The sequence below is a fragment of the Candidatus Endomicrobiellum cubanum genome, from assembly GCF_031278955.1.
Lineage (GTDB): Bacteria > Elusimicrobiota > Endomicrobiia > Endomicrobiales > Endomicrobiaceae > Endomicrobiellum > Endomicrobiellum cubanum.
Map to the genome: position 1 here is coordinate 1 of NZ_JAITJM010000044.1, position 23,306 is coordinate 23,306.

At 31.1% G+C, this 23,306-nt stretch carries 21 protein-coding genes and 2 tRNA genes; 12 read left to right on the forward strand and 11 right to left on the reverse strand.

The window, feature by feature from the left end:
• Positions 1-415: 415 nt before the first annotated feature.
• From LBD57_RS03965 to def, 9 genes are all read right to left on the reverse strand, one after another.
• A tRNA-Ser gene (locus LBD57_RS03965) sits at positions 416-502 on the reverse strand.
• 294 nt (positions 503-796) lie between these two features.
• Positions 797-869, reverse strand: a tRNA-Ala gene (locus tag LBD57_RS03970).
• Between the two features lie 144 nt (positions 870-1,013).
• Entirely contained in the window at positions 1,014-2,285 is a 1,272-nt protein-coding gene (gene rho / locus LBD57_RS03975; protein ID WP_373470057.1) for a transcription termination factor Rho, read from the reverse strand.
• Positions 2,286-2,469: 184 nt separating this feature from the next.
• Entirely contained in the window at positions 2,470-3,066 is a 597-nt protein-coding gene (gene coaE, locus LBD57_RS03980; RefSeq protein ID WP_373470036.1) for a dephospho-CoA kinase, read from the reverse strand.
• 134 nt (positions 3,067-3,200) lie between these two features.
• On the reverse strand, positions 3,201-5,915 hold the full coding sequence (gene polA, locus LBD57_RS03985) for a DNA polymerase I (protein WP_373470037.1): 2,715 nt from the start codon (positions 5,913-5,915) through the stop codon (positions 3,201-3,203).
• Complete coding sequence (gene trxB, locus LBD57_RS03990; RefSeq protein ID WP_373470058.1) at positions 5,912-6,826, reverse strand: thioredoxin-disulfide reductase; 915 nt, start codon at positions 6,824-6,826, stop codon at positions 5,912-5,914. The genes polA and trxB overlap by 4 nt, the downstream gene beginning before the upstream one ends.
• 470 nt (positions 6,827-7,296) lie before the next feature.
• Positions 7,297-7,650: a thioredoxin gene (gene trxA / locus LBD57_RS03995; RefSeq protein ID WP_373470059.1), complete on the reverse strand. Its 354-nt coding sequence runs from the start codon at positions 7,648-7,650 to the stop codon at positions 7,297-7,299.
• A gap of 30 nt (positions 7,651-7,680) precedes the next feature.
• Positions 7,681-8,634, reverse strand: coding sequence for a methionyl-tRNA formyltransferase (gene fmt, locus LBD57_RS04000; RefSeq protein WP_373470038.1), 954 nt, complete (start codon positions 8,632-8,634; stop codon positions 7,681-7,683).
• A complete protein-coding gene (gene def / locus LBD57_RS04005) occupies positions 8,631-9,137 on the reverse strand; it encodes a peptide deformylase (protein WP_373470039.1) in 507 nt (168 codons plus the stop codon). Before def ends, fmt begins: the two co-directional genes overlap by 4 nt.
• Before the next feature lie 160 nt (positions 9,138-9,297).
• Here def and thiE point away from each other — a divergent pair, with 160 nt between their 5' ends.
• The 9 genes from thiE (at position 9,298) to LBD57_RS04050 (ending at position 16,502) form a co-directional block, all read left to right on the forward strand.
• Positions 9,298-9,939 (forward strand): thiamine phosphate synthase, encoded by a 642-nt coding sequence (gene thiE, locus LBD57_RS04010; RefSeq protein WP_373470040.1) that lies wholly within the window; start codon positions 9,298-9,300, stop codon positions 9,937-9,939.
• Between the two features lie 409 nt (positions 9,940-10,348).
• Positions 10,349-11,530 carry a dicarboxylate/amino acid:cation symporter gene (locus LBD57_RS04015; RefSeq protein ID WP_373470041.1) on the forward strand — a complete coding sequence of 394 codons (1,182 nt, stop codon included), beginning with the start codon at positions 10,349-10,351 and terminating at the stop codon, positions 11,528-11,530.
• A 155-nt stretch (positions 11,531-11,685) separates the two neighbouring features.
• Positions 11,686-12,669 carry a hypothetical protein gene (locus tag LBD57_RS04020; RefSeq protein ID WP_373470042.1) on the forward strand — a complete coding sequence of 328 codons (984 nt, stop codon included), beginning with the start codon at positions 11,686-11,688 and terminating at the stop codon, positions 12,667-12,669.
• Positions 12,670-12,959: 290 nt separating this feature from the next.
• Positions 12,960-13,322, forward strand: coding sequence for a hypothetical protein (locus LBD57_RS04025; RefSeq protein ID WP_373470043.1), 363 nt, complete (start codon positions 12,960-12,962; stop codon positions 13,320-13,322).
• A gap of 14 nt (positions 13,323-13,336) precedes the next feature.
• Entirely contained in the window at positions 13,337-14,716 is a 1,380-nt protein-coding gene (gene mnmE, locus LBD57_RS04030) for a tRNA uridine-5-carboxymethylaminomethyl(34) synthesis GTPase MnmE (protein ID WP_373470044.1), read from the forward strand.
• Positions 14,717-14,772: 56 nt separating this feature from the next.
• Entirely contained in the window at positions 14,773-15,288 is a 516-nt protein-coding gene (locus LBD57_RS04035) for an alpha/beta hydrolase (RefSeq protein ID WP_373470045.1), read from the forward strand.
• Positions 15,289-15,415: 127 nt separating this feature from the next.
• Positions 15,416-15,610: a hypothetical protein gene (locus LBD57_RS04040; RefSeq protein ID WP_373470046.1), complete on the forward strand. Its 195-nt coding sequence runs from the start codon at positions 15,416-15,418 to the stop codon at positions 15,608-15,610.
• A 230-nt stretch (positions 15,611-15,840) separates the two neighbouring features.
• Positions 15,841-16,077, forward strand: coding sequence for a hypothetical protein (locus LBD57_RS04045; protein ID WP_373470047.1), 237 nt, complete (start codon positions 15,841-15,843; stop codon positions 16,075-16,077).
• Between the two features lie 173 nt (positions 16,078-16,250).
• On the forward strand, positions 16,251-16,502 hold the full coding sequence (locus LBD57_RS04050; RefSeq protein ID WP_373470048.1) for a hypothetical protein: 252 nt from the start codon (positions 16,251-16,253) through the stop codon (positions 16,500-16,502).
• 148 nt (positions 16,503-16,650) lie between these two features.
• Here the strand turns inward: LBD57_RS04050 and dnaA are convergent, their stop codons facing one another.
• Together dnaA and rsmA are read right to left on the reverse strand one after the other, a co-directional pair.
• Positions 16,651-18,015, reverse strand: coding sequence for a chromosomal replication initiator protein DnaA (gene dnaA, locus LBD57_RS04055; protein WP_373470049.1), 1,365 nt, complete (start codon positions 18,013-18,015; stop codon positions 16,651-16,653).
• An 84-nt stretch (positions 18,016-18,099) separates the two neighbouring features.
• A complete protein-coding gene (gene rsmA, locus LBD57_RS04060) occupies positions 18,100-18,882 on the reverse strand; it encodes a 16S rRNA (adenine(1518)-N(6)/adenine(1519)-N(6))-dimethyltransferase RsmA (protein WP_373470050.1) in 783 nt (260 codons plus the stop codon).
• Between the two features lie 313 nt (positions 18,883-19,195).
• Between rsmA and dnaN the strand changes: the two genes are divergently transcribed.
• From dnaN to gyrB, 3 genes are all read left to right on the forward strand, one after another.
• Positions 19,196-20,317, forward strand: coding sequence for a DNA polymerase III subunit beta (gene dnaN, locus LBD57_RS04065; protein WP_373470051.1), 1,122 nt, complete (start codon positions 19,196-19,198; stop codon positions 20,315-20,317).
• 3 nt (positions 20,318-20,320) lie between these two features.
• Entirely contained in the window at positions 20,321-20,593 is a 273-nt protein-coding gene (locus tag LBD57_RS04070) for a DciA family protein (protein ID WP_373470052.1), read from the forward strand.
• A 157-nt stretch (positions 20,594-20,750) separates the two neighbouring features.
• On the forward strand, positions 20,751-23,240 hold the full coding sequence (gene gyrB, locus LBD57_RS04075; protein WP_373470053.1) for a DNA topoisomerase (ATP-hydrolyzing) subunit B: 2,490 nt from the start codon (positions 20,751-20,753) through the stop codon (positions 23,238-23,240).
• The last annotated feature ends 66 nt before the right edge of the window (positions 23,241-23,306 follow it).

Genomic DNA, 23,306 nt, shown 5'->3' on the forward strand with positions numbered 1-23,306 from the left:
TATTTATTCCTTAACATAATAATATCACTAAAACATTCGGCCTAATTCTCTTCCTTGTCCCTTTTTCTTCCTTTAATTATTTATATATGATTTTATTATTTTTATTGCTAGCTTTACAATTCCTTGTAGGGGGTTCACTTGACCGGAAATAGAAAAAAAGGAGAATTTTATTCATAAAAAGGAAAGTTTGAGGGGACCCTAATGCTCAAGTCAGGTTCTATTTAGTTAAGGCGGGACCATAAAATAGGATTTGGGATAATTGTTATAAGCGGATTGTAACGAATAATTGATTTTTTTAAGAAAATCTGCTTTAATGTATTCATAGTAAATCCTATTTTATGGTCCCGCCAAAACTATAGAAGGTAAATTAAAAAAGAGGTGCTAAAACCAATTCTCCAACGTAGACACTAAAAAACGGAGAGATAGGGATTCGAACCCTAGTTACCCTTTCGAGCAAACAGTCTTTCCAGGACTGCGCCTTAAACCGCTCGGCCATCTCTCCTCTTAAACCTATTCAATAATCAAAAATCTATAATTAAACTTCTAAAAATTATTCAAAACTTACTCCTAGACCAGGATGCGGTTCCGGGGCGCTCACCAGATGCTTTGCACTCTCCTTGTACCCTTATAATACCAAGTTAGAGAAGCCCAAAACAAAGTTATGCCTTATCTCGTCGCCGTTTGTAGAGAATTATACACAGAATTATAAAGAAAAGTCAAAAAGAATTCTGACATTTTTGTGACGCTTGTGCCAATAAAATTTAGATGAAATCTAAATGAGTAGAAGTATAAGCAATGGAGCTAAGGGGGATTGAACCCCTGACCTCTTGCATGCCATGCAAGCGCTCTCCCAGCTGAGCTATAGCCCCAATAATAATGTTAAATTCCATCAAGATAGGGATTTTATTTTAACAAAGTGCCTTATAAGCTACTTATTCTTATGCGAATCTAGACAACACTTTCTGACGAGAAGTTTTATAATATTACTCAAATTTATGCAACTTCTATTTAGCTTATAATCCTTCCATACTGGCAAGTTCCATCTGTTTTAAAAAATCTTTATTTGACTTAGAATTACATAGACGCTTTCTAAGCTCTTCCATAACTTCTATAGAATTAATTGAACTCATCCATTTTCTTATTATCCACATCTTATTTTTCTCATCTTCATTTAATAATAACTCTTCCTTTCTGGTTCCTGAACGTAATAAATCTATAGCAGGGAAAATCCTTCTATCTGCAAGTTTTCTATCCAAATAAATTTCGCAATTGCCTGTCCCTTTAAACTCTTCAAATATAACATCATCCATTCTACTGCCAGTTTCAACAAGTGCTGTACCTATGATTGTAAGACTGCCTCCTTCTTCTATATTCCTTGCAGCACCAAAAAATCTTTTTGGTCTTTGAAGTGCATTAGAATCAAGTCCGCCCGAAAGAACTCTTCCACTTGAAGGTATAGCTGTATTGTATGCTCTAGCAAGTCTTGTAATAGAGTCTAATAATACAACTACATCTTTCCCATTCTCTACTATTCTTTTTGCTTTCTCTATAACCATCTCTGCAACTTGAATATGTCTATCTGAAGGCTCATCAAAAGTTGAAGATATAACTTCTCCTTTAACAGAACGCTGCATATCTGTAACTTCTTCTGGTCTTTCATCTATAAGCAAAACCATAAGAGTAATGTCTGGATTATTTTCTGTTATGGCATTTGCTATTTTTTGCAAAAGAACTGTCTTTCCAGTTCTCGGAGCAGCATTAATTAAAACCCTTTGCCCTTTCCCAATAGGGATGAGCATATCGATAACTCTCGTAGAAACTTCTTCTTTTTTTGTTTCTAGCACTATTTTTTCATTTGGATAAAGAGGAGTTAAGTTATCAAAAAGAACCCTGTCTCTTATATGTTCTAAATCTTCTTGTCCGTTAACTGATTTTACTTGAAGTAATGCGAAGTATCTCTCCTGTTGAGCCTGAGGAGGACGAACATATCCTGCAACAGTATCACCTTTTCTTAAAGCAAATTTTTTAATTTGAGATGGAGATATGTATATATCATCTGGACCTGGAAGATAATTATAGTCTGGAGAACGTAAAAAACCAAAACCGTCCGGCAAAATTTCTAAAACACCTTCATCATAAACCAACTTATTAGCTTTTGATTGAGCTTCAAAAATTTTCGCTATAAGCTCCTGCTTCCTCAAACCTGCAACGCCGTCAAGCTTTAGATTTTTTGCAATCTCTACCAATTCTGTCATCGTGCGTTTAGACAAAACCGATACATTCATAGACCTGTCTTTTTCCATTAACTCCCTCCAGAGTTTAGAACTACTGCAATTCTCTAATTATTTTTATACAAAGAGATTATTATAAGTTGATTTTTCCTGTATGTTATATTTGAATTGATTTAAACTAACGTTTATAGATTTGAAAAATTCTTATTAAGTTATTTGCTTTGTATAAGATGGTATACTATTCTAACTTAGATGTCAATAATTTATACAAACTTATAATATTACTTCTTAACTTTTGTTCTGTGCCAGAATTATCTATAACAAAATCTGCAAGTTCCATTTTTTTTTCTATAGGCAATTGAGATTGTATTCTTTTTTTTGCTTCCTGGGCGCTTAATTTGTCTCTAAGAATAAGTCTGCCCATTTCTATTTTATAAGGCACCCATACAACAATAACTTTATCACAAAGTTTATCTAAGCCTACTTCAAAAAGAAGAGGAGCATTTATGATTATTATACTACATTCATCTCTTTTTTTAAAAACGATTTTTTTAATACGCAAAATTATATGTTTATGTAATATTTTTTCTACCTTGCATCGAGCCTCTCTATCTGAAAAAATAATATCGCCTAATTTTTTTCTATCTAAAGATCCATTTAAAAACAAAATATTTTTACCGAACTCTTTTACCAACCCATTGAAAGCTGGCAATCCTTTTCTAGTAAGCTCCTTAGATATTAAATCTGCATCTACACAATAAGCCCCTAGTTTTTGCAAATACTTCGCACTTTCACTTTTGCCAGTAGCTATACCGCCAGTTAATCCTACTATCATTAAGACCTCAAAGCTTTAATTTTAAAATATTTCATAGGCTTAAAATAATATATTACTGTGAATTTTGGCACTGTAAGACAAAAATGTAGCAGTAAGTATATGTGTTAAGGGTTTTAGACATATCCTTCTAAACTTCATACTTTTTCCATTTGACCCCAATTAGCACCAACTTTTATATCTACGGATAACGGCACACTCAACTTAACAGCATTTTCCATCTTATTTTTTATCAAAAGAATTAAGTTTTCCTTCTCTTGTTTTGGCACTTCAAAAAGGAGATCATCATGAACTTGAAGCAGCATTAAAGATTTACAATTGTCTTTTTTAAGTTCATTATAAATATTTATCATTGCAATTTTTATTATGTCTGCAGAACTTCCCTGTACAGGCATATTTAAGGCAATCCTTTCACCCGCATTTTTTATTATTCTGCTTGTGCTTCTAAGTTCAGGCATATACCTTACTCTACCAGTTATAGTACATACATATCCTGTTCTTAAAGCTTCACTTATAACTTGTTTCATCCAAAATTTCACACCTTCGTACTTTGCAAGATACTTATCTATATACTCTTTTGCTTGTAACATGCTGACATTTAATTGTTTTGCAAGTCCAAAAGGCGATATTCCATAAACTATTCCGAAATTAATCGCTTTCGATGCATTCCTTAAATTTTCTGGCAAAGGTTGAGATTCTGGAACGCCAAAAATTTCTCTTGCTGTAGCAGAATGGATGTCAGCCCCGTTATTAAAGTCCTCTACAAGCTTTTTGTCTTTAGAAATATGAGCTAAAACCCTTAAATCTATTTGAGAATAATCTGCAGAAACAAAAATTGTTTCTTCTTGGGCTATAAAAGCTTTTCTAAACTCTTTTCCATACATAGACTTTATAGGTATATTTTGTAAGTTTGGATCTGTAGAAGAAAGTCTGCCTGTAGCTGTAACAGCCTGATTAAAAACAGTGTGAATTCTATTTCCATAATAAGTACAATAATTTATTATAGGATCTATGTATGTATTTTTTATTTTCTGTAATTCTCTATACTTTAAAATTTCAGACGCAATTTTATAAGATGATAATGCTAATAATACTTCTTCATCTGTAGAATAACCAGTTTTTGTTTTTTTGATAACAGGAAGTTGAAGTTTTTCAAACATTATATTTGCAAGCTGTTTTGGAGAATTAATATTAAATTCTTTATCTGCAATTCCATATATTTCATATTCACTTTTTTTAAGTTCTGAGACTATTTGTTCATTAAATTTATGTAAAAAAGAATGGTCTACTTTTATACCAGCAATTTCCATTTCTGAAAGAACTTCAATTAAAGGCATTTCTATATTAAAAAAAAGATTATTTAATTTTTCCCCTGCAATCTTTGCCCAAAAGACATTGTAAGCACCAAAGGAACAAGAAGAAATTATGCTGGCATACTTCGCACAATACTCAATAGAAGTATCAGCAAATACTACCTTTTTTAAATTTTTAAGAAAATAACTGTCGTCTATTTGAAAATCTAAATATCTTTTTGCAATATCAAAAATATCATGTGACTCCTGAGGATTTAGACAGTACGACGCAAGCATAGTGTCAAAAAATATATTACTCAATTTTATGTTGTTAGTATTATATATGTTTCTTTCTTGTTTTAAATCGTGACCTACTATTTTTATCTCGTCTGAAACAAAAATATTTTCAAAAATAGACTTAAATCCTTTTAAAGTAATTTGCCAAGCAGTTAAGTTATTATGTCCTATAGGAAAATAAAAAGATTTTATACTTTTTTCTTGTTCTATTGATAAGCTTATTCCTACTATTTGTGTTTTCAAAAAGCCTGGCAAAGAACTTAACGTTTTTAATGAAAATATTTTCGTTTTTTGGATAAGATCAGCAATCTCAGTAGCTCTTTGAATTGAAGAAACAATTTCAAAATCAATTTTAAAAGGAGCGTTTAATTGCAGTCTTTCTTCTTTCTTTGAATTTATAGTAGTATTATTGTCTTTAGGGATAGTCGCTTTTATTAAGCTCTTAAACTCGTACTTTATAAAAAATGGAATTGCTTTATTCAGGTTTAAATCTTTAATTTCAAAATCTTTTAAGCTATAGTTTAAAGGTACATTTTTGTCTAGCTCTACCAATTTTTTGCTAAGTAGAGCATCACTTTTATATTGTTGTAATAATTTACCGACATTGCCTTTTATGTAGTAAGCTTTTTCTAAAATATTTTCTAATGTACCGTACTCTTGTACAAGCTTTACTGCTGTTTTCTCGCCAATACCTTTTATGCCTGGCACATTATCTATACTGTCTCCCATCAAAGATAACATATCTATAATTTGTTTAGGAGCAATGCCATACTTTTCTACAACCTTAGTAGTATCGTACATTATGTCTTTAGAATCATTCCAAACTAAAATATTGTCATCTTCTACAAGCTGTAAAATGTCTTTATCCCCGGTTACTATAACAATTTGAACATCATTTATTCTGTTTTGCTCTACAAGTGTTGCAATCAAGTCATCTGACTCATAACCTTCTAGTTCTACCTTTTTAATATCTAAGACATCTACCACTTCTCTTGCTATTGGCATTTGTCTTATAAGCCTTTCATCCAGAGGCTTTCTATTAGCTTTATATTCTGTAAATATTTTATGTCTAAAATTTTTTGACGGAAAATCAAAACAAACTGCCATAAAGTCTGGTTTAAAGTTATTTTTTATCTTAAATAACAGCTTTATAAAACCATAAACTGCATTAACTTGTTGATTATTGGTAGTAGTAAGAAGTGGCAAAGCGTGATAGGCTCTATGTATATATGCATTGCCATCTATTATAAAAAATTTTTTCATAAAGTTTCTAAGTAGTGGCCAGCACTGACTGCCGCTTGTGCACCATCTGAAGCTGCAGTTATTACTTGTCTTAAATATTTTTTTCTTATATCGCCGCAAGCAAAAATCCCAGTAGCAGAAGTATGCATATTTTCATCTGTAACAATATAACCTTTATCATCCAAAGCAATATTTGTAAGAAAATCTGTGTTTGGCAATAATCCTATAAAAACAAAAAGGCCATCTATTTTTATTTCTTGCGTTTCATTAGTTTCAATATTAATTATTTTTATTTTTTCTATAGAGCTTGTACCAATAATTTCTTTAGGTATACTATTATACACCACAGAAATATTATTATAAAACGACAATCTCTCTTGCAAAATTTTTGTTGCGCGCAAAGAGTTTCTTCTATGTATAATTGTTACATTTTTTGCAAACTTAGATAAATATATAGCTTCTTGAATAGCAGAATCTCCCCCACCTATAACAGCCACATCCTTATCTTTATAAAACGGAGCATCGCATGTAGCACAAAAAGATACACCTCTACCTATAAAAGCCGACTCTCCTGGAATATTCATTTTTTTTACATGCGTTCCTGAAGCTATAATAATTGTTTTTGCGTGGTAAGAATTATTTATTGTTACAACCTTTTTTATTTTACCATCTTCTATATTTGTAACTTCATCATAAACTATCTGTGCACCAAAATCTTTAGCCTGTGATTCTAACTTCACAGCAAGATCAAAACCATTTATTCCACCATTAAAGCCAGGGTAGTTTTCAAGCAAATCAGTAATGATCATTTGCCCACCACAGCTATTTTTTTCTATTAACAAAGTGGTAAGTCTTGCTCTAGAAGAATAAATAGCTGCTGCAAGACCAGCAGGGCCAGCTCCTATAATAATAACATCGTATACCACAGTTATATCCTTTTTTAGAAGTCAAAACTAAAAGAATTATACTAAATTTCTAATTTTTCTGTTAGCAATATTTTTTTACTTGTAACCTAAGTAAAGCAAAAAAAGAAATGTTAGAAATAGAAAAAAGTGTACTAAAGACAATCTTGACGCATAGTTTTTACATGCAACCATTACTCTGTCGTGGTTTAGATGGAACAAATTACAGCAATGGACAAACTTATTAGTTGTGGACTCTAGTCCATCAAAAAAACTTCTCCCAAATTTAGGTCAATAGGAACAAACAGATCCAGAGTTGTGGAAAAATTTTCTGATGAAGAATATAGACAAATACTCGAAAGTTTGTTTGAAAAATATCGCAGAATTAGTATTTTAACCAAAGGAATGGTCTTTCTATAAGCGATCAGGTCTAGTTAATGCAACAACTTATTACTGACCCTGAAATTTATGCTGTACATGGGAATTATATACCCCTACCACTAGAGGACACCATCTATAAGTTTCTTTATATCATTTTTAGGTCTAAAACCAGTCACTCTCTGGACTATATTTCCATCTTTAAATAGTATTAAACAAGGGATAGAAGAAATTTGATATTGCTTAGACAAAGACATATTTGCATCAGTATTTATTTTAACAACTTTTATTTTACCTTCATATTCCGTAGCAATTTCATCTATAACCGGAGCAAGCATTTTGCAAGGGCCGCACCAAGGAGCCCAAAAATCTACCAAAACTGGTTTATGTGAAGCCAATACTTCTTGAGAAAAATTATTTTCATTAACCTCAATTGCCATAACAACCTCCCTAACTTGCTTTTGTAACCTTAGTATATCACAATTTGCTTATATGTATATGTTGATTTATCTATTAATGCTATTAAAATTATCGCCTATTTTTAACTTTCCACCTAAAACAAAAGACCATGCAGACATTACAGATTTATTTTCTGGTTGAAGTTTTGTAATTAGTATTTTCCCTCTACCACACGCAACTATAAACCCTATATTTTTCTCTATAGAAATAACTGTTCCGTAATTGTCATTTTTAGATTCCTTGTCTATAACTTCAAATGCTAAAATTTTAATTCTTTTACCTTGCAACTCCCCTTTGTTAAATATTGAATAAACTCCTGGCCAAAGATATAATCCTCTAAGTTTATTGTATATTTCTTTAGCACTTTTAGACCAATCTATTAAACCTGCTTCCTTTTTAAATACTGGAGCAAAAGTAGGGACTCCTTTTTGAGAACTTGCTGCCACTTCTCCTTTTTTTAATAAGTCTAAAGTTTGATTCATAACATCTACACCTATAGGAATCAACTTATTAAACAAAGTTTCTGCATTATCTTTTTCTTCTATATCTACAGATTTTTGTACTAAAATGTTGCCTGTGTCTAGGTCATCTTCAATATAAAAAGATGTTACACCTGTCTTAGTTTCCTCATTGAGCAAAACATACTGCACAGGAGCTGCACCTCTATATTTTGGCAAAAGAGAAAAATGTATATTAAAAGTTCTAAATTTCGGCAAATCAAAAATATTTCTTGGTATAAGTTTGCCGTAAGATACAACAACGCCCACATCTGCATCAAAACTTTTTATAACTTCACATACATCCTGGTTAAATTTCATAGGTTGAATAAATTTTATTCCTTTTTCTATAGCAAAAGTTTTAACTACGGGACTTACAACATGATGCCCTCTTAATGCAGGTTTATCTGGCATTGTTATAACAAAAAGTTTATGTTTATTATTATATAGGCATTCAAGATAAACTTTAGATATAGACGCGGTACCAAAAAATAAAATTTTCACCAGTCACCCATTTTCCTTTTTCTTTTTATTTCTTTTTCTATTATCTTCCTTTTAAAACCTGGCAGATAATCTATAAAAAGCTTTGCATCCAAATGATCTATTTCATGTTGAATAGCTACTGCAAAAAAACCTTGAGCACAAACTTCTTTTTTGTTACCATCTAAACCTGTATACTTAGCAGTAACTTTATCAAAGCGTTTTACTTTTTCATAAAAGGAGGGAATAGACAAACATCCTTCTTCTAAATATTTTTTATCCTCACCAAAAACAACTTCGGGATTAACCATAACTATTGGGGACTTTTGTTTTTCATCTACATCTATGACACAAAGTCTCAAGAGTTTCCCTACTTGAGGCGCAGCAAGCCCAACGCCTTTTGCAAAGTACATAGTTTCTAACATATCGTTAGCAAGTAATTTTATATCTTTACTCATTTCATTAACGTTTTGAGACTTTTGCCTTAAAACTTTACTTCCATACTTCTCTATATTTAATACTGTCATAGTTATATTAGTTTAACATTTTATATTAAAAAGTTTCAATTATTTTTATATATTATTTCAAAATTATAAAGAATACTGATAAACTAAAGTGTTAGCATATAATAGAGTTGGATTTGATATAATTACTAGAACTAAAATTATTATAAGGGTTGAATATATTATGAAAAAAATACTCCCTAAAGGATTTTATGCAATAACAGACGAAAAACTGTCAAATGGTAAAGATAATATTACCGTGGTTAAGGAAATGTTAGACAGCGGAGTAAAAGTTTTACAGTATAGAGACAAATACAAACAGAAAATAGAAAAGGTTAAACAATGTGAGGTTATACGTAAATTAACAGAACAATATAATTGCCTTTTTATTGTAAACGACGATATAGATATAGCTTTAGCTGTAAAAAGTGATGGCCTTCATTTAGGGCAAACTGATTTACCCATAATAAAAGCAAGAGAAATTGTAGGCAACGATATAGTGATAGGTATATCTACTCATCAACCAAAACAAGCTTTACTTGCACAGCAAGAAGGCGCAGACTATATAGGAGCAGGGCCAATATATCAAACTTTTACAAAAGATGATGCCATGCATCCAGTAGGAATAGAATATCTAAAATTTTGTAAAGATAATATAAAAATTCCAACAGTTGCAATTGGAGGTATTAAATTTACAAATATAGAACAAGTATTCAAATGTGGGCCCAACAATGTTTGTATGATATCAGAAATTTTAATGTCAAATGATATAAAATCTACAATCAGGACAGTAAAAGAAATACTAAATGACAAAAATTATAATTAATCGTTTCAATATCCTAATTAACCTCATCGCAAATATTTATAAGACCTGTCTAAAACCCTTAACGCATATCCTTATTGCGCCAGTTTGGGAACTACTGTGTAAAAAATTTTGTGCTTATTACATGACTGACTCTGAGTTTTTTTACCTAGCATTGTCAAAAAATCCACAGCATTTATACATATTAGAGTGTTTAGAAAAATACTCAAGGCTGTCGCGATGTAGAAATGAAAACTACAATTAATTTTTTAACCAAATATTTAATAATCATTTGCATGTGAAAATTTTATTTTTATTAGTTTATGAAAGAATAATTGTGTTTTCTAACTATCTTTGTCCTTTAAAAGTTAATATTTGTAATCTTTAAACTATTTTTACATAATTTATAATTAAGGTTAAAAAGAGGTTGAGTATGATAAAATTCGCAAGGAGTTTGCCAGCAAAACTGATTTTAAGCATGTTTATTGGAATAGTAGTTGGATGTTACGTCAATAATATTATTATTATGCAAGTTGTCGTTACTATAGAAAAACTTTTAGCCTCTTTTATATTCTTTTGTGTTCCTCTTATTGTTATTGGTTTTATAACACCTTCCATTACTAAGCTGGGACAAAATGTTTCTAAAGTTTTAGAATTTGCTTTTTTGTTAGCTTACATATCAAGTATAGGAGCAGCATTTATGGCTGTATTTGCAGGATTTGAACTTATTCCTTACCTGAGTATAAGTTCTAGTATTACTCAAACAATAGAATTACCAAAAGTAGTATTTGAATTAAATTTCCCTCCTATTATGAATGTAATAAGTGCTTTGGTTATTTCTGTTCTTATTGGAATAGCTACTCGTTGGACAAAGTCTGTAACTACAATAAAATTATTAGAAGAATTCCACCAAATAATTCTTTCTATAGTTACAAAAGTATTAACCCCAATACTACCATTCTTTGTTGGCTGTACGTTTTGTTCTTTATCTTATGAAGGTATTATTACAAAACAGTTGCCAATTTTTGCAGTTATAGTATTAATAGTAATTATAGGACATTTCATTTGGCTAACTGTTTTATATGTTTTTGCTGCTATATATTCTAAAAAAAATCCATTTAAAATCTTAAAATATTATGGCCCTGCATATCTTACAGCAATTGGCACTATGAGCTCTGCGGCAACTCTTCCTATTGCACTAGAATGTGCAAGAAAGTCAGAAGTATTAGATAAAGACATGGTAGATTTTGGCATACCTCTTTTTTCAAATATACATGTTTGCGGATCTGTTCTTACTGAAGTGTTTTTTGTAATGGTTGTTTCGCAAATATATTATGGACATTTGCCTTCTGTTGGTCTCATGGGTTTGTTTTGTCTATTATTAGGAGTGTTTGCAGTAGGCGCGCCAGGTGTGCCAGGCGGTACAGTAATAGCGTCTTTAGGGCTTATTACAAGCATACTTGGATTTGACAGCAACGCAACAGTACTTGTCCTGAGTATTTTTGCATTACAGGATAGTTTTGGCACAGCTTGCAATATTACAGGAGATGGCGCTTTAACACTTATACTTACAAAATTTATTGATCATTTTAAGGTAAATAAAAAGTTAGTTTAGATAGCTCAAGGCAAGCAGAAAAAACTACATATAATTGAATATTTTTGAATAAAAATATATCATATTATTTATAAACACAAAAAAGTTTTAAAACAATAAAACTTAAATCTATCTATAACCCTTTATTTTCTAAACTAATGAGGCAGTTACATTATATGTTTAAATTATCAAACTTTTTAAAGCATTTAAAAAGTCCCTCTTCTCTTCTCTTCTCTTCTCTTCTCTTCTCTTCTCTTCTCTTCTCTTCTCTTCTCTTCTCTTCTACACTACTCAAACTATTAAATATCACTAATACTCCTAATTATGACATCTCTGGCAATAGTACTATTACTGACTCTTCTAATCCTGATTGTGGAAGAATAGATTTTTCTTCCCCTTGGCTTTCTTCTAACTTTAATGTCTCTTCTAATAACTCTCTTGTTATTCATTCTACTATGTCAGGTTACCGCGCCATCTTCGGCTCTGTTAATTTCCCTTTTGCTTCTTCTTCTGTTTCATATGGTGATTCCAATGTCCTTCTTAAAGACTCCTTTATCTGTTCTTCTAATTCTCTTACCATTTATAATGATTTAAATCACTCTTCCTTATATGGCTCTTTTTCTTTGTTAAGTAATGCTATTTCCAGTATCACTCCTTCAAATAATCTCATTAATTCTACTTTCTCCTTTACTAATAACTCTATCAACATCTCTAGCTTTTCTAATATATCAAACATCTATGGCGCTTATATATACCTTGATACTAAAAATGATTCTTCTAACCCTATCACCCTCACCTCTTCTTTTTATCTAGACAACAATTCCATTAACATCTCTTCCTATTGTAATGTATACAACATATCCGCTGCTTTCCTAGACCTAGTCTCAAACCGTGACGCTGTTTATCATCCTAGTACTATCTCTATCTCCTCTAATTCCATTTCTATTAGTTCTTCTATTTCTAACTGCAAACAAATATCCTTTGCTCAGGTATCCTTTCGTGGAGGAAATACTACTGAGGTAGATAACCTCCTCATTAATAACAACTCCCTCTCTTTTACCAACTCTGATATTGATTTGTCAACTACTAATGTTTATTTAGTTAATACTGACTATTCTAAAGATTCTATTATCCATAACACCATTACTGAAAATAACTAACCATATTATTACAGTTATTTGGGATGGACTCTTTCCTCAATAGAAGTAAAAAATGCCCTCCCTTTAAAATGATATTAAAATTTTCACTTGCTAGAATAATTCAAATTAAAAGTCAGTACTGGTGCTGTTATTTGTCCTCTCATTTAAACGAAACTACTTTGGCTTTACCAATTTGGGAACTATATCTGACTGGGGATTCTCTAAAAACCTATTTATCATTTAACATATCTTTGGATTTAAACAATATAATATTTGTATAATATACTTATTGCAATTAATAAAGAGGTCCTATGTCAAAAGTAACTTCAAAAATTTTATTGGTTTTTGCTTTTGGAATATTGCTTGGTATATGTATAAATTTTTCTTTTCTCTATTTTATCAGTATAACTAGCTCATTAATAGCGCTATTTATTTATACCTTAAAAGATGCTGCTGGCTTAAAGTACAATCAAGACAAGTATTTTATTAGTGTCTCTATTGTAGTCTATACTGCATCTTTAATATTTTCTTTAATATCTATAACTACTATTATTTTATTTATTGGGTATGAACTATTAACAAATAACAAATCTATGCAGCAAGCTAATAAACAATTATTTTCTTTTTATTTAATTATTGTATTTATATTTATTGGAAAAATGATAATAAGGTAATGTCTAATTGCGCAATGAACTATTTAAAAGAAGACACTATAGTAGCTTTATCGACCCCTGTGGGAAAATCTGCAATCGCAGTAATCCGCATGTCTGGAGACGACACTTTTGATATCTTAAATAAAGTATTTAAAACGTCTTCTAAGAAAAACTATCAAATTAAATATGGGTATCTTGTAGATGGTAATGAAAAAAAAGATGAAGTACTTTGCTCTTTTTTTTATGCTCCTAACACTTATACTGGCCAAAATTTAGTAGAAATATCTGTACATGGCAATCCTGTAATAATAAAAGAGGTTCTAAATCTTTTATATAAAACTGGAGCAAGACCTGCTGAGCCTGGGGAGTTTACTTATAGATCTTTCTTAAACGGGAAAAAAGATCTTGCTCAAGCAGAAGCTGTTTGTAATTTGATAACAAGTAAGACTGCCACATCTGCAAAAGCTGCTTTAAATAATGTTAGAGGTGTGTTTTCTACAAAGATAAAAAATATAAAAGATTCTATTACAAATCTTTTGGCTTTTATGGAAGTAAATTTAGACCATCCTGAAGAAGATATTATGTTTTTGTCTAGGGAAGAAAAATTATCTCGTCTTGAAATTTGTATCAAAGATGTAGAAGCTCTTTTAAAGAGTTATAAAGCAAGCAAAACTTTCCAAAATGGTATAAAAGTTGCACTTATTGGCAAACCTAATGCTGGAAAATCTTCTTTACTAAACGCAATTTTAGGTAAAAACAGAGCAATAGTTACAGAAATTGCAGGTACAACTACAGACACAGTAGAAGAAACTATAGATTGTCACGGAATCCCTCTTACAATAATAGATACTGCGGGCATCAGAAAACATACAGAAAACTCTATAGAACTTTTAGGACAAGAAAAAACTAGAGAAATTATTTTTTCAGCAGACATTTTAGTTTGGATTTTTGACAGTTCTTTCCCAATAGACGAAAACGACATTCAGTTAGCTAACATCCTAAACAATGCAAAATTAAGCATCCCAATAATTGGGTTATTAAACAAGTCTGATTTGCCTCAAAAGCTAGTTATTGATGAAAATTCTACCTTTTTAAATTTGCTTACTAGTAAAATAAAAATCTCTGCAAAAAAAGAAACTGGCATTTTTACACTTTTAGACGAGTTTGCAAAAATCGCAGGCATAAACAACATGCAAGACATTAACTTAATGATAAACTCCCGCCATTGTACTTTATTAAATAATGCTTTAGAAGCATTACAAAAAACAAAATTAGAACTGTCTTCAAAAAATGCAGATGAACTTGCATGTTTCCAAGCTAAAGTAGCACAAAATGCATTAAACGAAATTTTAGGTATTAACGTTAAAGAAGATATTTTAGATACTATATTTTCTACTTTTTGTATAGGAAAATAATACAAACCGTTTACGTACGGGGTTTTTAAAAACTCATATATAAAAAAGGAGAGTGTATGCTTAAACGTTTAAGTTTTGTACTGTTTACGTTATTGTTTACCGTATCTATTTTATATGCCTGCAAAATAGATAATGTCCTTGTAAAAAGCCCTTCAATGAACAAAAATATTCCTACGTTGATTATATCCCCAAACAACACAAAGGTTAAGTGCAATGTTATTTATTTACTACACGGGTATGGTGGAAACGAAAAATCGTGGATAACAATACATCCAAAATTAAAAGATGTTTCTGACAAATATAATATTATTTTTGTGTGCCCTAATGGACAAAATAATTGGTATGTTGACAGTCCTATAGATAGTAGTAGTAAATATGAGACTTTTATTTGGCAAGAACTTGTAAACTATGTAGACAAAAATTACAAAACTATTGCAACAAAAAATTCAAGAGCAATAACTGGATTTAGCATGGGAGGATATGGCGCTTTATGGATCAGTTTAAAACATCCAGACATTTTTGGGGCATCCGGAAGTACTAGTGGAGCTTTAGATATTATTTGCTCTAACTAAGTATTCCGTTGATTTAGACGCAAGTCCCAACAAAGATTTTAATATAAGCTCCGTTTTAGGTAACAAGAAAGCTCTTTGGGAAAAGTATTTCTTATATAATTTTATAAATAATATAGAGACTTACAAAATGGCAATTATTATTGACTGTGGTTATGATGACTCTCTTGTTTTTAACGCAAACGAAAAATTTCATCAAAGACTACTAAAAGAAAATATTCCTCACGACTATATAGTTAGACCAGGACATCATGATGTTGCTTATTGGGACAACGCTATAAGCTACCATATTCTATTTTTTAAAAAATATTTTGAAAGAGCTTAATTGATTGTGGGAGGTGGAGAATAGAGCACCATTCTGAACTCATAAAAAGAATAGGAGAGTTAGCTTATGAAACCTAACACAAATGAAGTTAGCTTTGTAAAGTTTAACTTTTTTTTTCTTTTGTGTATTTTTGTTCTTTGCTCAAATATCTTACTGTAATGGAGGGATTGAGTCCGTCACTAGCAAAACTATTCCTATCCATGACAACTCTACAACAATTATAAAACGGAATGAATAACGACGGTACAGTTATAGGTGGATTGATTATTAATTTTGGTAATTACGCCACTGTTACTGTAGAAGCAACCTCTCAAATTAAGGCCGACGAAGTGCGTGAAATTATTCTAGATTTTAGAAACGCAGCTAACAATAATTCCAAAGTTGTGATTGTTATATTCGTTCTTGTTTTTTACAAAAAAACACAAACAATGTGTACTGATATAGCTTTAGACGTGATAAAATATTAACTAATTTAACCCTCAGTTAAACTTACATAAACAAGCACAACAATGTAATTATTTTGTATGGGGTGATGTACCTATATATTTCTCAAATAAACATTATAGGAGACGATTAAGTTCTATGAAATTTGTAAAGACTAATTTATTGATGTTGTTGTGTGTATTTTCTCTTACTCAAATTGCAGTTAGTAGCTCAGACTAGTGCCTGGGAATTTTGCGCTAGTGATGATGGAGAAACTTTTATTATTAATGGCAGGAGAGAATCTTCTTTTGATTTTATTCCTGTCAATGAAGAAGGGTATGTTGAAGGGTCGTTAACTATTGAATTTAAAGAACCTCAAAAGTCTTTAACAATAAAAAAAGGTATAAAAGCTACTTTTTATCAACTAATGACTTTTGTAGCAACAAAAAGTAAGAATTTTAATAATTGAAGAGATTGTTCATCATACCCATAAATAAGAAATGATGAGGTACACGGTTAAGTGTCACTAACACCAATGGAAAAGCTAAAATGAATTCTTTGTTTTGTCTAGTAGGGGATGCGTAAAGGTTTGATTTCCAATTAAAAAACAAGCTTTTTCAGATATTACGAATCTTTTTAATTATCTGGTTAATTTTTGCGTTAAAGTATGGATCTGAATCCATTTTCTCTTTTATTTTATTACAAGCATGCATTACCGTTGAGTGATCTCTTCCGCCAAAGGCATCCCCTATAGCGTTTGTTGAAAATTCATCGGTTAATGTGCGAGCTAAATACATAGCTATTTGTCTTGGAAAAGCAATAACGTCTGTCCTTCGTTTTGATTTCATATCTTTAATATCAAGATTAAACTCGTCTGCAACAACTTGTTGTATACTTTCTATTGTAATACGCGCAGAATTATCTGCTTTTATAATGTCGTGTAGTATCTTCTGGACAGAATCTACTGTAAGAGGCGTCCCTGTAAACAAAGAAAATGCTGTAATTCTAAGTAAAGACCCTTCCAGTTGTCTTATGTTAGACTTAATTTGAGAAACTATATATATAACAACATCATCTGGAACATATATTTTTTCTTCTTCAGCTTTTTTACGCAATATAGCTATTCTTGTTTCCAAATCTGGAGGTTGTATATCAGCAATAACCCCCCACTCAAACCTAGAAATTAATCTTTCTTCAACACCCTCAAGCTCTTTAGGAGGCCTATCTGAAGAAACAACTACTTGCTTTTTAGAATTAAAAAGATTGTTAAACATATGGAAAAATTCTTCTTGAGAACTTTCTTTTCCCATTAAAAACTGTATATCATCTATTAATAAGCAATCTAATCCTCTATATTTACTTTTAAAAGCTGAGACCTTATCAAATCTTATAGACTCTATAAATTCTGTAACAAACTTTTCACAAGTTACATACATTACCTTGGAATTTGGAATTGATTGCTTTATATAGTTTCCTATAGCATACAACAAGTGTGTTTTCCCTAACCCTACTCCACTATACATAAATAATGGATTAAACTGTTTGCCAGGATTTTTAGCTACTGCCTCACAACAGCCATGCGCAAACCTATTAGAAGCTCCAACAACAAATCCAGGGAAAACATATTTAGGATTTATTTGATCTTTTTGAGCAACAACAGATTGTTGAACAGGCATATTAACATCTGTATGTTCTGGCGTGTCTCCTGATTTTATTATTACCTGAGCTAAATCTTGTTGCGGTTTAAATTCTAGCGCTACTCTATTACCACATTCCAAAGATATTATTTGCTCTATATTTTTTTGTTGATTTTTCGATATCCATTGAGAAAAATAAACATTTGGCACTTCTAAAGTGAAAACATTATTTTCAAAAGATAAAGGTTTTAATGGCTCTATCCATAAATTATACGTTTCTGAAGAAACAGACAATTTAATGTTATCCACAACCTTTTCCCATATACTATAAACCACTTTACTCATATAATCCCCAAGTTATCCACAAGTGTTGATAAGTTGCCAACATTATACATTTTTTATTTTAAACTTATCCAAAAAACATATTATTTATACTCGACAAATTGTATACTTTTTTATTTCCGTTGTCAAACTTAAAAAATCAGAAATATCAAGTTTTTCAGGCCTCAAAAGAGGAGATATTTTTAAGTTATCCACAATTTCTAAAGCTTGACTTTTGTTTAATCCCTCAAATGATGATACCACCTTTAAAATTGTTTTTCTGCGCATACTAAAAGAGTGCTTTATAAATTTAAAAAATAGAGGATCTGGCGCTATAGACATTTTATTTTTGAGTTTTATAACTGAAGATATTACTTTTGGCTGAGGTTTAAAACATTTTGCAGAAACATCAAACAATATTTGACTTTCTGTATAATAAGACGTAAATATTGAAATATATGCGTAATCTTTACTGCCAGGTTTTGCCGCCAAACGAGACACAACCTCTTTTTGTAACATAAACACAGCTTCTGTCCAATTAGTTAAAGGTAACAACTTTTGAATTATTGCAGTACCAACATTGTAAGGTAAGTTTGAAATAAACTTTAATCTATTTTGCGTGGGCACTTGATATTTAAGAAAGTCTTCATTAATAATTTTTACATTCTTAATATTGTTATCTACAAAATAACAATTCAATCTATCTACCAAGTAAGAATCTATATCTATACATGTAAGAAACTTAACTTTAGGATACAAAAGTTTAGTTAAAATACCTTTGCCAGGGCCTATCTCTAAAACCTCATCATTTATTTCTAAATTCAGAGCATTTACAATATTATTTGCAATGTTATTATCAACTAAAAAATTTTGTCCATATTTTTGTCTCATTTTGACATTATTACATATTATTAAAACTTTCTAAAGAGTCTCTTTAATTTGTACGGTTAAAAATTTTTAGCTTTTTAAACCTGATAATCTATGGTTTATAAAACTGTGAATAACTTTTAAAAAATTGTATAATTAATTTGCTTGGTAAAACTGTGAATAACTTTTGAACTTTATTAACATATTTGTTATAACAATCTTTTTTCGAATTTATATTGATAAATATAGTTTTTTTAGGTTATTATTAAGTTATCCCCAATATCCAGGACATTATTATTACTATAACTAGTTTTTCTTAGAAACTATGGAGGAACAAATGAAGGTAATTTGTGGAAAAGATGAGTTAATGAAGGGCATACAGATAGTGTCCCCTGTAGCATCATCCAAAAGTACACTTCCTGTACTGTCTAACATTTTGTTTGAGACAAGTGTTGATAAGATAAAACTTTCATCAACAGATTTAGAGATAGCAGTGCAGTGCTATATTAAAGGGGAAATCGTAGAAGAAGGAGCTATAACAATACCTGCTAAAAGATTTGCTGATATAATAAAAGAACTTCCTTCTGATCAAGAAATAGAAATAAAAGCAGATGATACAAATCAAATTAATATAAAGTCAGGTAAGTCTAGATTTAACCTTATGGGAATTTCCCAAAAAGAATATCCTGTAATACCTGATTTTCCAAAAGACAACAATATAATTATAAAAAAAGACGCTTTTACATCTATGGTAAAAAAAACCATCTTTGCAGTATCTAAAGATGCGCAAAGGTATGTTTTAAATGGAGTTTACATTATAATAGAAGACAATAAATTAAAAATGGTCTCTACAGATGGAAGAAGGCTCGCCTATATAGAGGATAATAATGTACAAAGCAATGTAAAAGGCAAAGCTATAGTACCTGCTAAAGCTATGACAGATATCTTGAGACTTTTAACATCTGATATACAATCAGATACAATAAAACTTGGACTTACAGAAAATCAAATAGCTTTGGATATGAATGGTGTTACATTTTTATCTACATTAATAGAAGGAACATTTCCTAGTTATGAGCAAGTAATACCTAAAACAAGTGAAACGAAAATCAAGTTAAATGTTAAAAACACATTAGCAGCTGTAAAGCAGATGGCTTTACTTACAGCTGATAAGATATCTTCTGACAGATCTGCAGCAATAAAATTTTATTTTAGTCCAAATACCTTAAAAATTTCAGCTTCAACAGCTGGTTTAGGATCTGGTGAGGTCGAATTAGAGGTTGAATATCAAGGGGAAAATGAAGAGATAAATTTTAATCCTAACTTTGTAAAAGATGTTTTGCAAAATATAGAAGAGGAATTTATTATTTTTGAGTTTAAAAATGCTTTAAATCCTGCAAAACTTTCTCCGGAGAATAATCAAAATTATATTTGTGTTATTATGCCAATGAGGATGTAGTCTATGGCATGGACGCAGGCTTATGATATTATTAGTGCCCTAAAAAAAAAGTTTGGTCTTGAAAATGAATTTTTTACCATAACTAAAGTATGGGCAAAAGAAACAGGAATAGACGGAATAGATGTAATAGGCTATAAAGATGGGACGATATTTGCTAAGACGCAAAGCTCAGTAGCTGTCTATGAATTTAACTTACGTAAAAAAGAAATAATAAGAAAATTAAACCAATATGTTGGCAAATCTACGATAAAAGACATTAAAGTAAAGATAGTATAAAGATGTAAGTCCATCTTAACTTTGAAAGGTTAGAGCAGGTAATAGTTTTAACACCACCCCTTGTTTATGCGTTAGCTGAGGTGGCACCTTACTTGACTGGTATTAAATTGGTAATTATGTATAGGGGCTCTTTTAAAAACATTAGGAAGGAGTATTCATGATAAACGAAGAAGCAAAAAACGATGGTTCTAAAAAGACAAATTATGATGCATCAAACATCCAAATTTTAGAGGGTCTAGAAGCAGTTCGTAAAAGACCCGCAATGTATATTGGTTCTACAGGTGAACAAGGCTTGCATCATCTTGTTTATGAAGTTGTGGATAACTCAATAGACGAAGCATTGGCAGGCTATTGCAAAAATATTGAAGTTACAATACATCCGGACAACTCTATAACTGTTTTAGATGATGGAAGAGGAATACCAGTAGATCCTCATCCAGATCCTAAATATAAAGGTATATCAGCTTTAGAAATAGTGCTTACAAAGTTGCATGCTGGTGGAAAATTTGACAAAGATACTTATAAAGTTTCTGGTGGACTTCATGGTGTTGGCGTGTCTTGTGTAAATGCTTTGAGTGATTCTTTAGAGGTGGAAGTTTATAGAAATGGGAAAAAATATCAACAAAAATATTCTAGAGGTAAAGCTTTAGGACCTGTAGAAGAGATTGGTGTTACAGGGCAAAGAGGTACGAAAGTAACATTTCATCCTGACGCAGAAATTTTTTCTGTAACAACCTATTCTTTTGATATTCTTACAAACAGGCTTAGAGAACTTGCGTTTTTAAATGCTGGTACACATATAAGAATTGTAGACGAAAGAGACGACAAAGAGCACATTTTTGATTACGATGGAGGCATAAAAACTTTTGTACAGTACTTAAATACAAATAAAAACGTTATAAATAAAGAACCTATTTACTTTGCAAAAGAGAAAGAAAATGTTGTTGTAGAAGTTGCTATGCAATATAATGATTCTTACAACGAACATGTGTTTACTTTTGTAAACAATATTAACACAATAGAAGGTGGAACACATCTGTCCGGGTTTCGTTCTGCTTTAACAAGGTCTGTAAACGAATATATAAAGAAAAATGAAATATCTAAAGTTAAAGATTTAAAGCTTTCAGGAGATGATGTTAGGGAAGGTTTAGTAGCTGTTATTTCTACAAAAGTGCCAAACCCACAATTTGAAGGACAAACCAAGACAAAGTTAGGGAATTCTGAAGTTGAGGGAATAACCCAGTCTATCGTAGGGGATGCGTTAACAATATTTTTGGAAGAAAATCCAAGTATAGCAAATGCCATTTTAGATAAAGCTGTAAATGCCGCTGAAGCCAGAGAAGCTGCAAGAAAAGCAAGGGAGCTTACAAGAAGAAAAGGGGCTTTAGATTCGGGTTCGTTGCCTGGTAAACTTGCAGATTGTTCTGAAAGAGACCCTCAAAAAACTGAGCTTTTTATTGTTGAAGGAGACTCTGCAGGAGGATCTGCTAAACAAGGGAGAGACAGATCTTTCCAAGCTATACTTCCTTTAAGAGGTAAAATTCTAAATGTTGAAAAATCTCGTCTTACAAAAATGCTTACTAATGAGGAAATAAGAACTTTAATTACCGCTATAGGTGCTGGGATTGGAAAAGCTGAACAAGATTTTAACATAGATAAGGTCAGGTATCATAAAATTATTATTATGACAGATGCCGATGTCGATGGTGCTCATATTAGAACATTGCTTTTGACATTTTTCTATAGACAAATGCCGCAGCTTATAGAGAGAGGTTATGTATATATTGCCCAACCGCCACTATATAAAGTAAAAAAGGGTAAAAAAGAAATGTATTTAGACTCCGAAGAAAAGTTAGATAAATTTTTATTTTCGTCCGCTCTTGAGGGGTTAGAAATGTCTTTAATAAGCGATGGGAAAGTAATAAAAGATATAGATTTTAAGACTTTAAAAAAGATAGTAGAAAATATCAGCGAATTGGATACCTTGTTAAAGAAAATTCAAAGAAAAGGCGTGACCTGGGAAGACTATCTTAAATTTCACGCTCATGACAGAATACCTATCTATAGAGTAATTAAAGATGGGAAAGTTGAATATATTTATTCTGATCAAGATTGGAAAGAATTTAAAGAACAACTTCTTGCAAGACGCAGAGAATTGCTTACTTTGCAAGGAGAACTTGCAGAAATTACCGACAATTTGCAAGCTGACGAAATTGTACCAGAGTACAAAGATTTGTGGGAGTTAGCACATATAGACAAGCTTGCAAAACAGTTAGAATCTGAGGGGTTGCATTTAGAGCATTATGGTCAAACACACCAAAAGCCGGTTTATCGTTTGCAAGATTCTCAAAAGAAAGAGCATGGTGATATTTATGAATTACATTCTACAACAGAGTTAATAAATATAATAAGAGAACTTGGGAATAAAGGTGCGACAATCCAAAGGTATAAAGGTCTTGGGGAAATGAATCCTGACCAACTTTGGGAGACTACAATGGAAGTAAGAAATAGAAAGCTTTTACAAGTGAAGCTAGAAGATGCTATAGAAACAGATAGAGTATTTACGACTTTAATGGGAGATCAAGTGGAACCAAGAAGAGCTTTTATACAGACACATGCTCTTGATGTAAAGAATTTGGATATTTAATTTATACGTATAAGTACATACATTTTACTGTAAGCTGCATATGTGTAATAAAAAAGATGTTTGTTT

Excerpts from the sequence above, each read along its gene's own strand:
- rho (WP_373470057.1), bottom strand. The coding sequence starts at position 2,285 with ATGAATGTATCGGTTTTGTCTAAACGCACGATGACAGAATTGGTAGAG.
- coaE (WP_373470036.1), bottom strand. The coding sequence starts at position 3,066 with ATGATAGTAGGATTAACTGGCGGTATAGCTACTGGCAAAAGTGAAAGT.
- polA (WP_373470037.1), bottom strand. The coding sequence starts at position 5,915 with ATGAAAAAATTTTTTATAATAGATGGCAATGCATATATACATAGAGCC.
- def (WP_373470039.1), bottom strand. The coding sequence starts at position 9,137 with ATGACAGTATTAAATATAGAGAAGTATGGAAGTAAAGTTTTAAGGCAA.
- thiE (WP_373470040.1), top strand. The coding sequence starts at position 9,298 with ATGAAAAAAATACTCCCTAAAGGATTTTATGCAATAACAGACGAAAAA.
- LBD57_RS04015 (WP_373470041.1), top strand. The coding sequence starts at position 10,349 with ATGATAAAATTCGCAAGGAGTTTGCCAGCAAAACTGATTTTAAGCATG.
- LBD57_RS04020 (WP_373470042.1), top strand. The coding sequence starts at position 11,686 with ATGTTTAAATTATCAAACTTTTTAAAGCATTTAAAAAGTCCCTCTTCT.
- LBD57_RS04025 (WP_373470043.1), top strand. The coding sequence starts at position 12,960 with ATGTCAAAAGTAACTTCAAAAATTTTATTGGTTTTTGCTTTTGGAATA.
- mnmE (WP_373470044.1), top strand. The coding sequence starts at position 13,337 with ATGAACTATTTAAAAGAAGACACTATAGTAGCTTTATCGACCCCTGTG.
- LBD57_RS04035 (WP_373470045.1), top strand. The coding sequence starts at position 14,773 with ATGCTTAAACGTTTAAGTTTTGTACTGTTTACGTTATTGTTTACCGTA.
- LBD57_RS04040 (WP_373470046.1), top strand. The coding sequence starts at position 15,416 with ATGGCAATTATTATTGACTGTGGTTATGATGACTCTCTTGTTTTTAAC.
- LBD57_RS04045 (WP_373470047.1), top strand. The coding sequence starts at position 15,841 with ATGAATAACGACGGTACAGTTATAGGTGGATTGATTATTAATTTTGGT.
- dnaA (WP_373470049.1), bottom strand. The coding sequence starts at position 18,015 with ATGAGTAAAGTGGTTTATAGTATATGGGAAAAGGTTGTGGATAACATT.
- rsmA (WP_373470050.1), bottom strand. The coding sequence starts at position 18,882 with ATGAGACAAAAATATGGACAAAATTTTTTAGTTGATAATAACATTGCA.
- dnaN (WP_373470051.1), top strand. The coding sequence starts at position 19,196 with ATGAAGGTAATTTGTGGAAAAGATGAGTTAATGAAGGGCATACAGATA.
- LBD57_RS04070 (WP_373470052.1), top strand. The coding sequence starts at position 20,321 with ATGGCATGGACGCAGGCTTATGATATTATTAGTGCCCTAAAAAAAAAG.
- gyrB (WP_373470053.1), top strand. The coding sequence starts at position 20,751 with ATGATAAACGAAGAAGCAAAAAACGATGGTTCTAAAAAGACAAATTAT.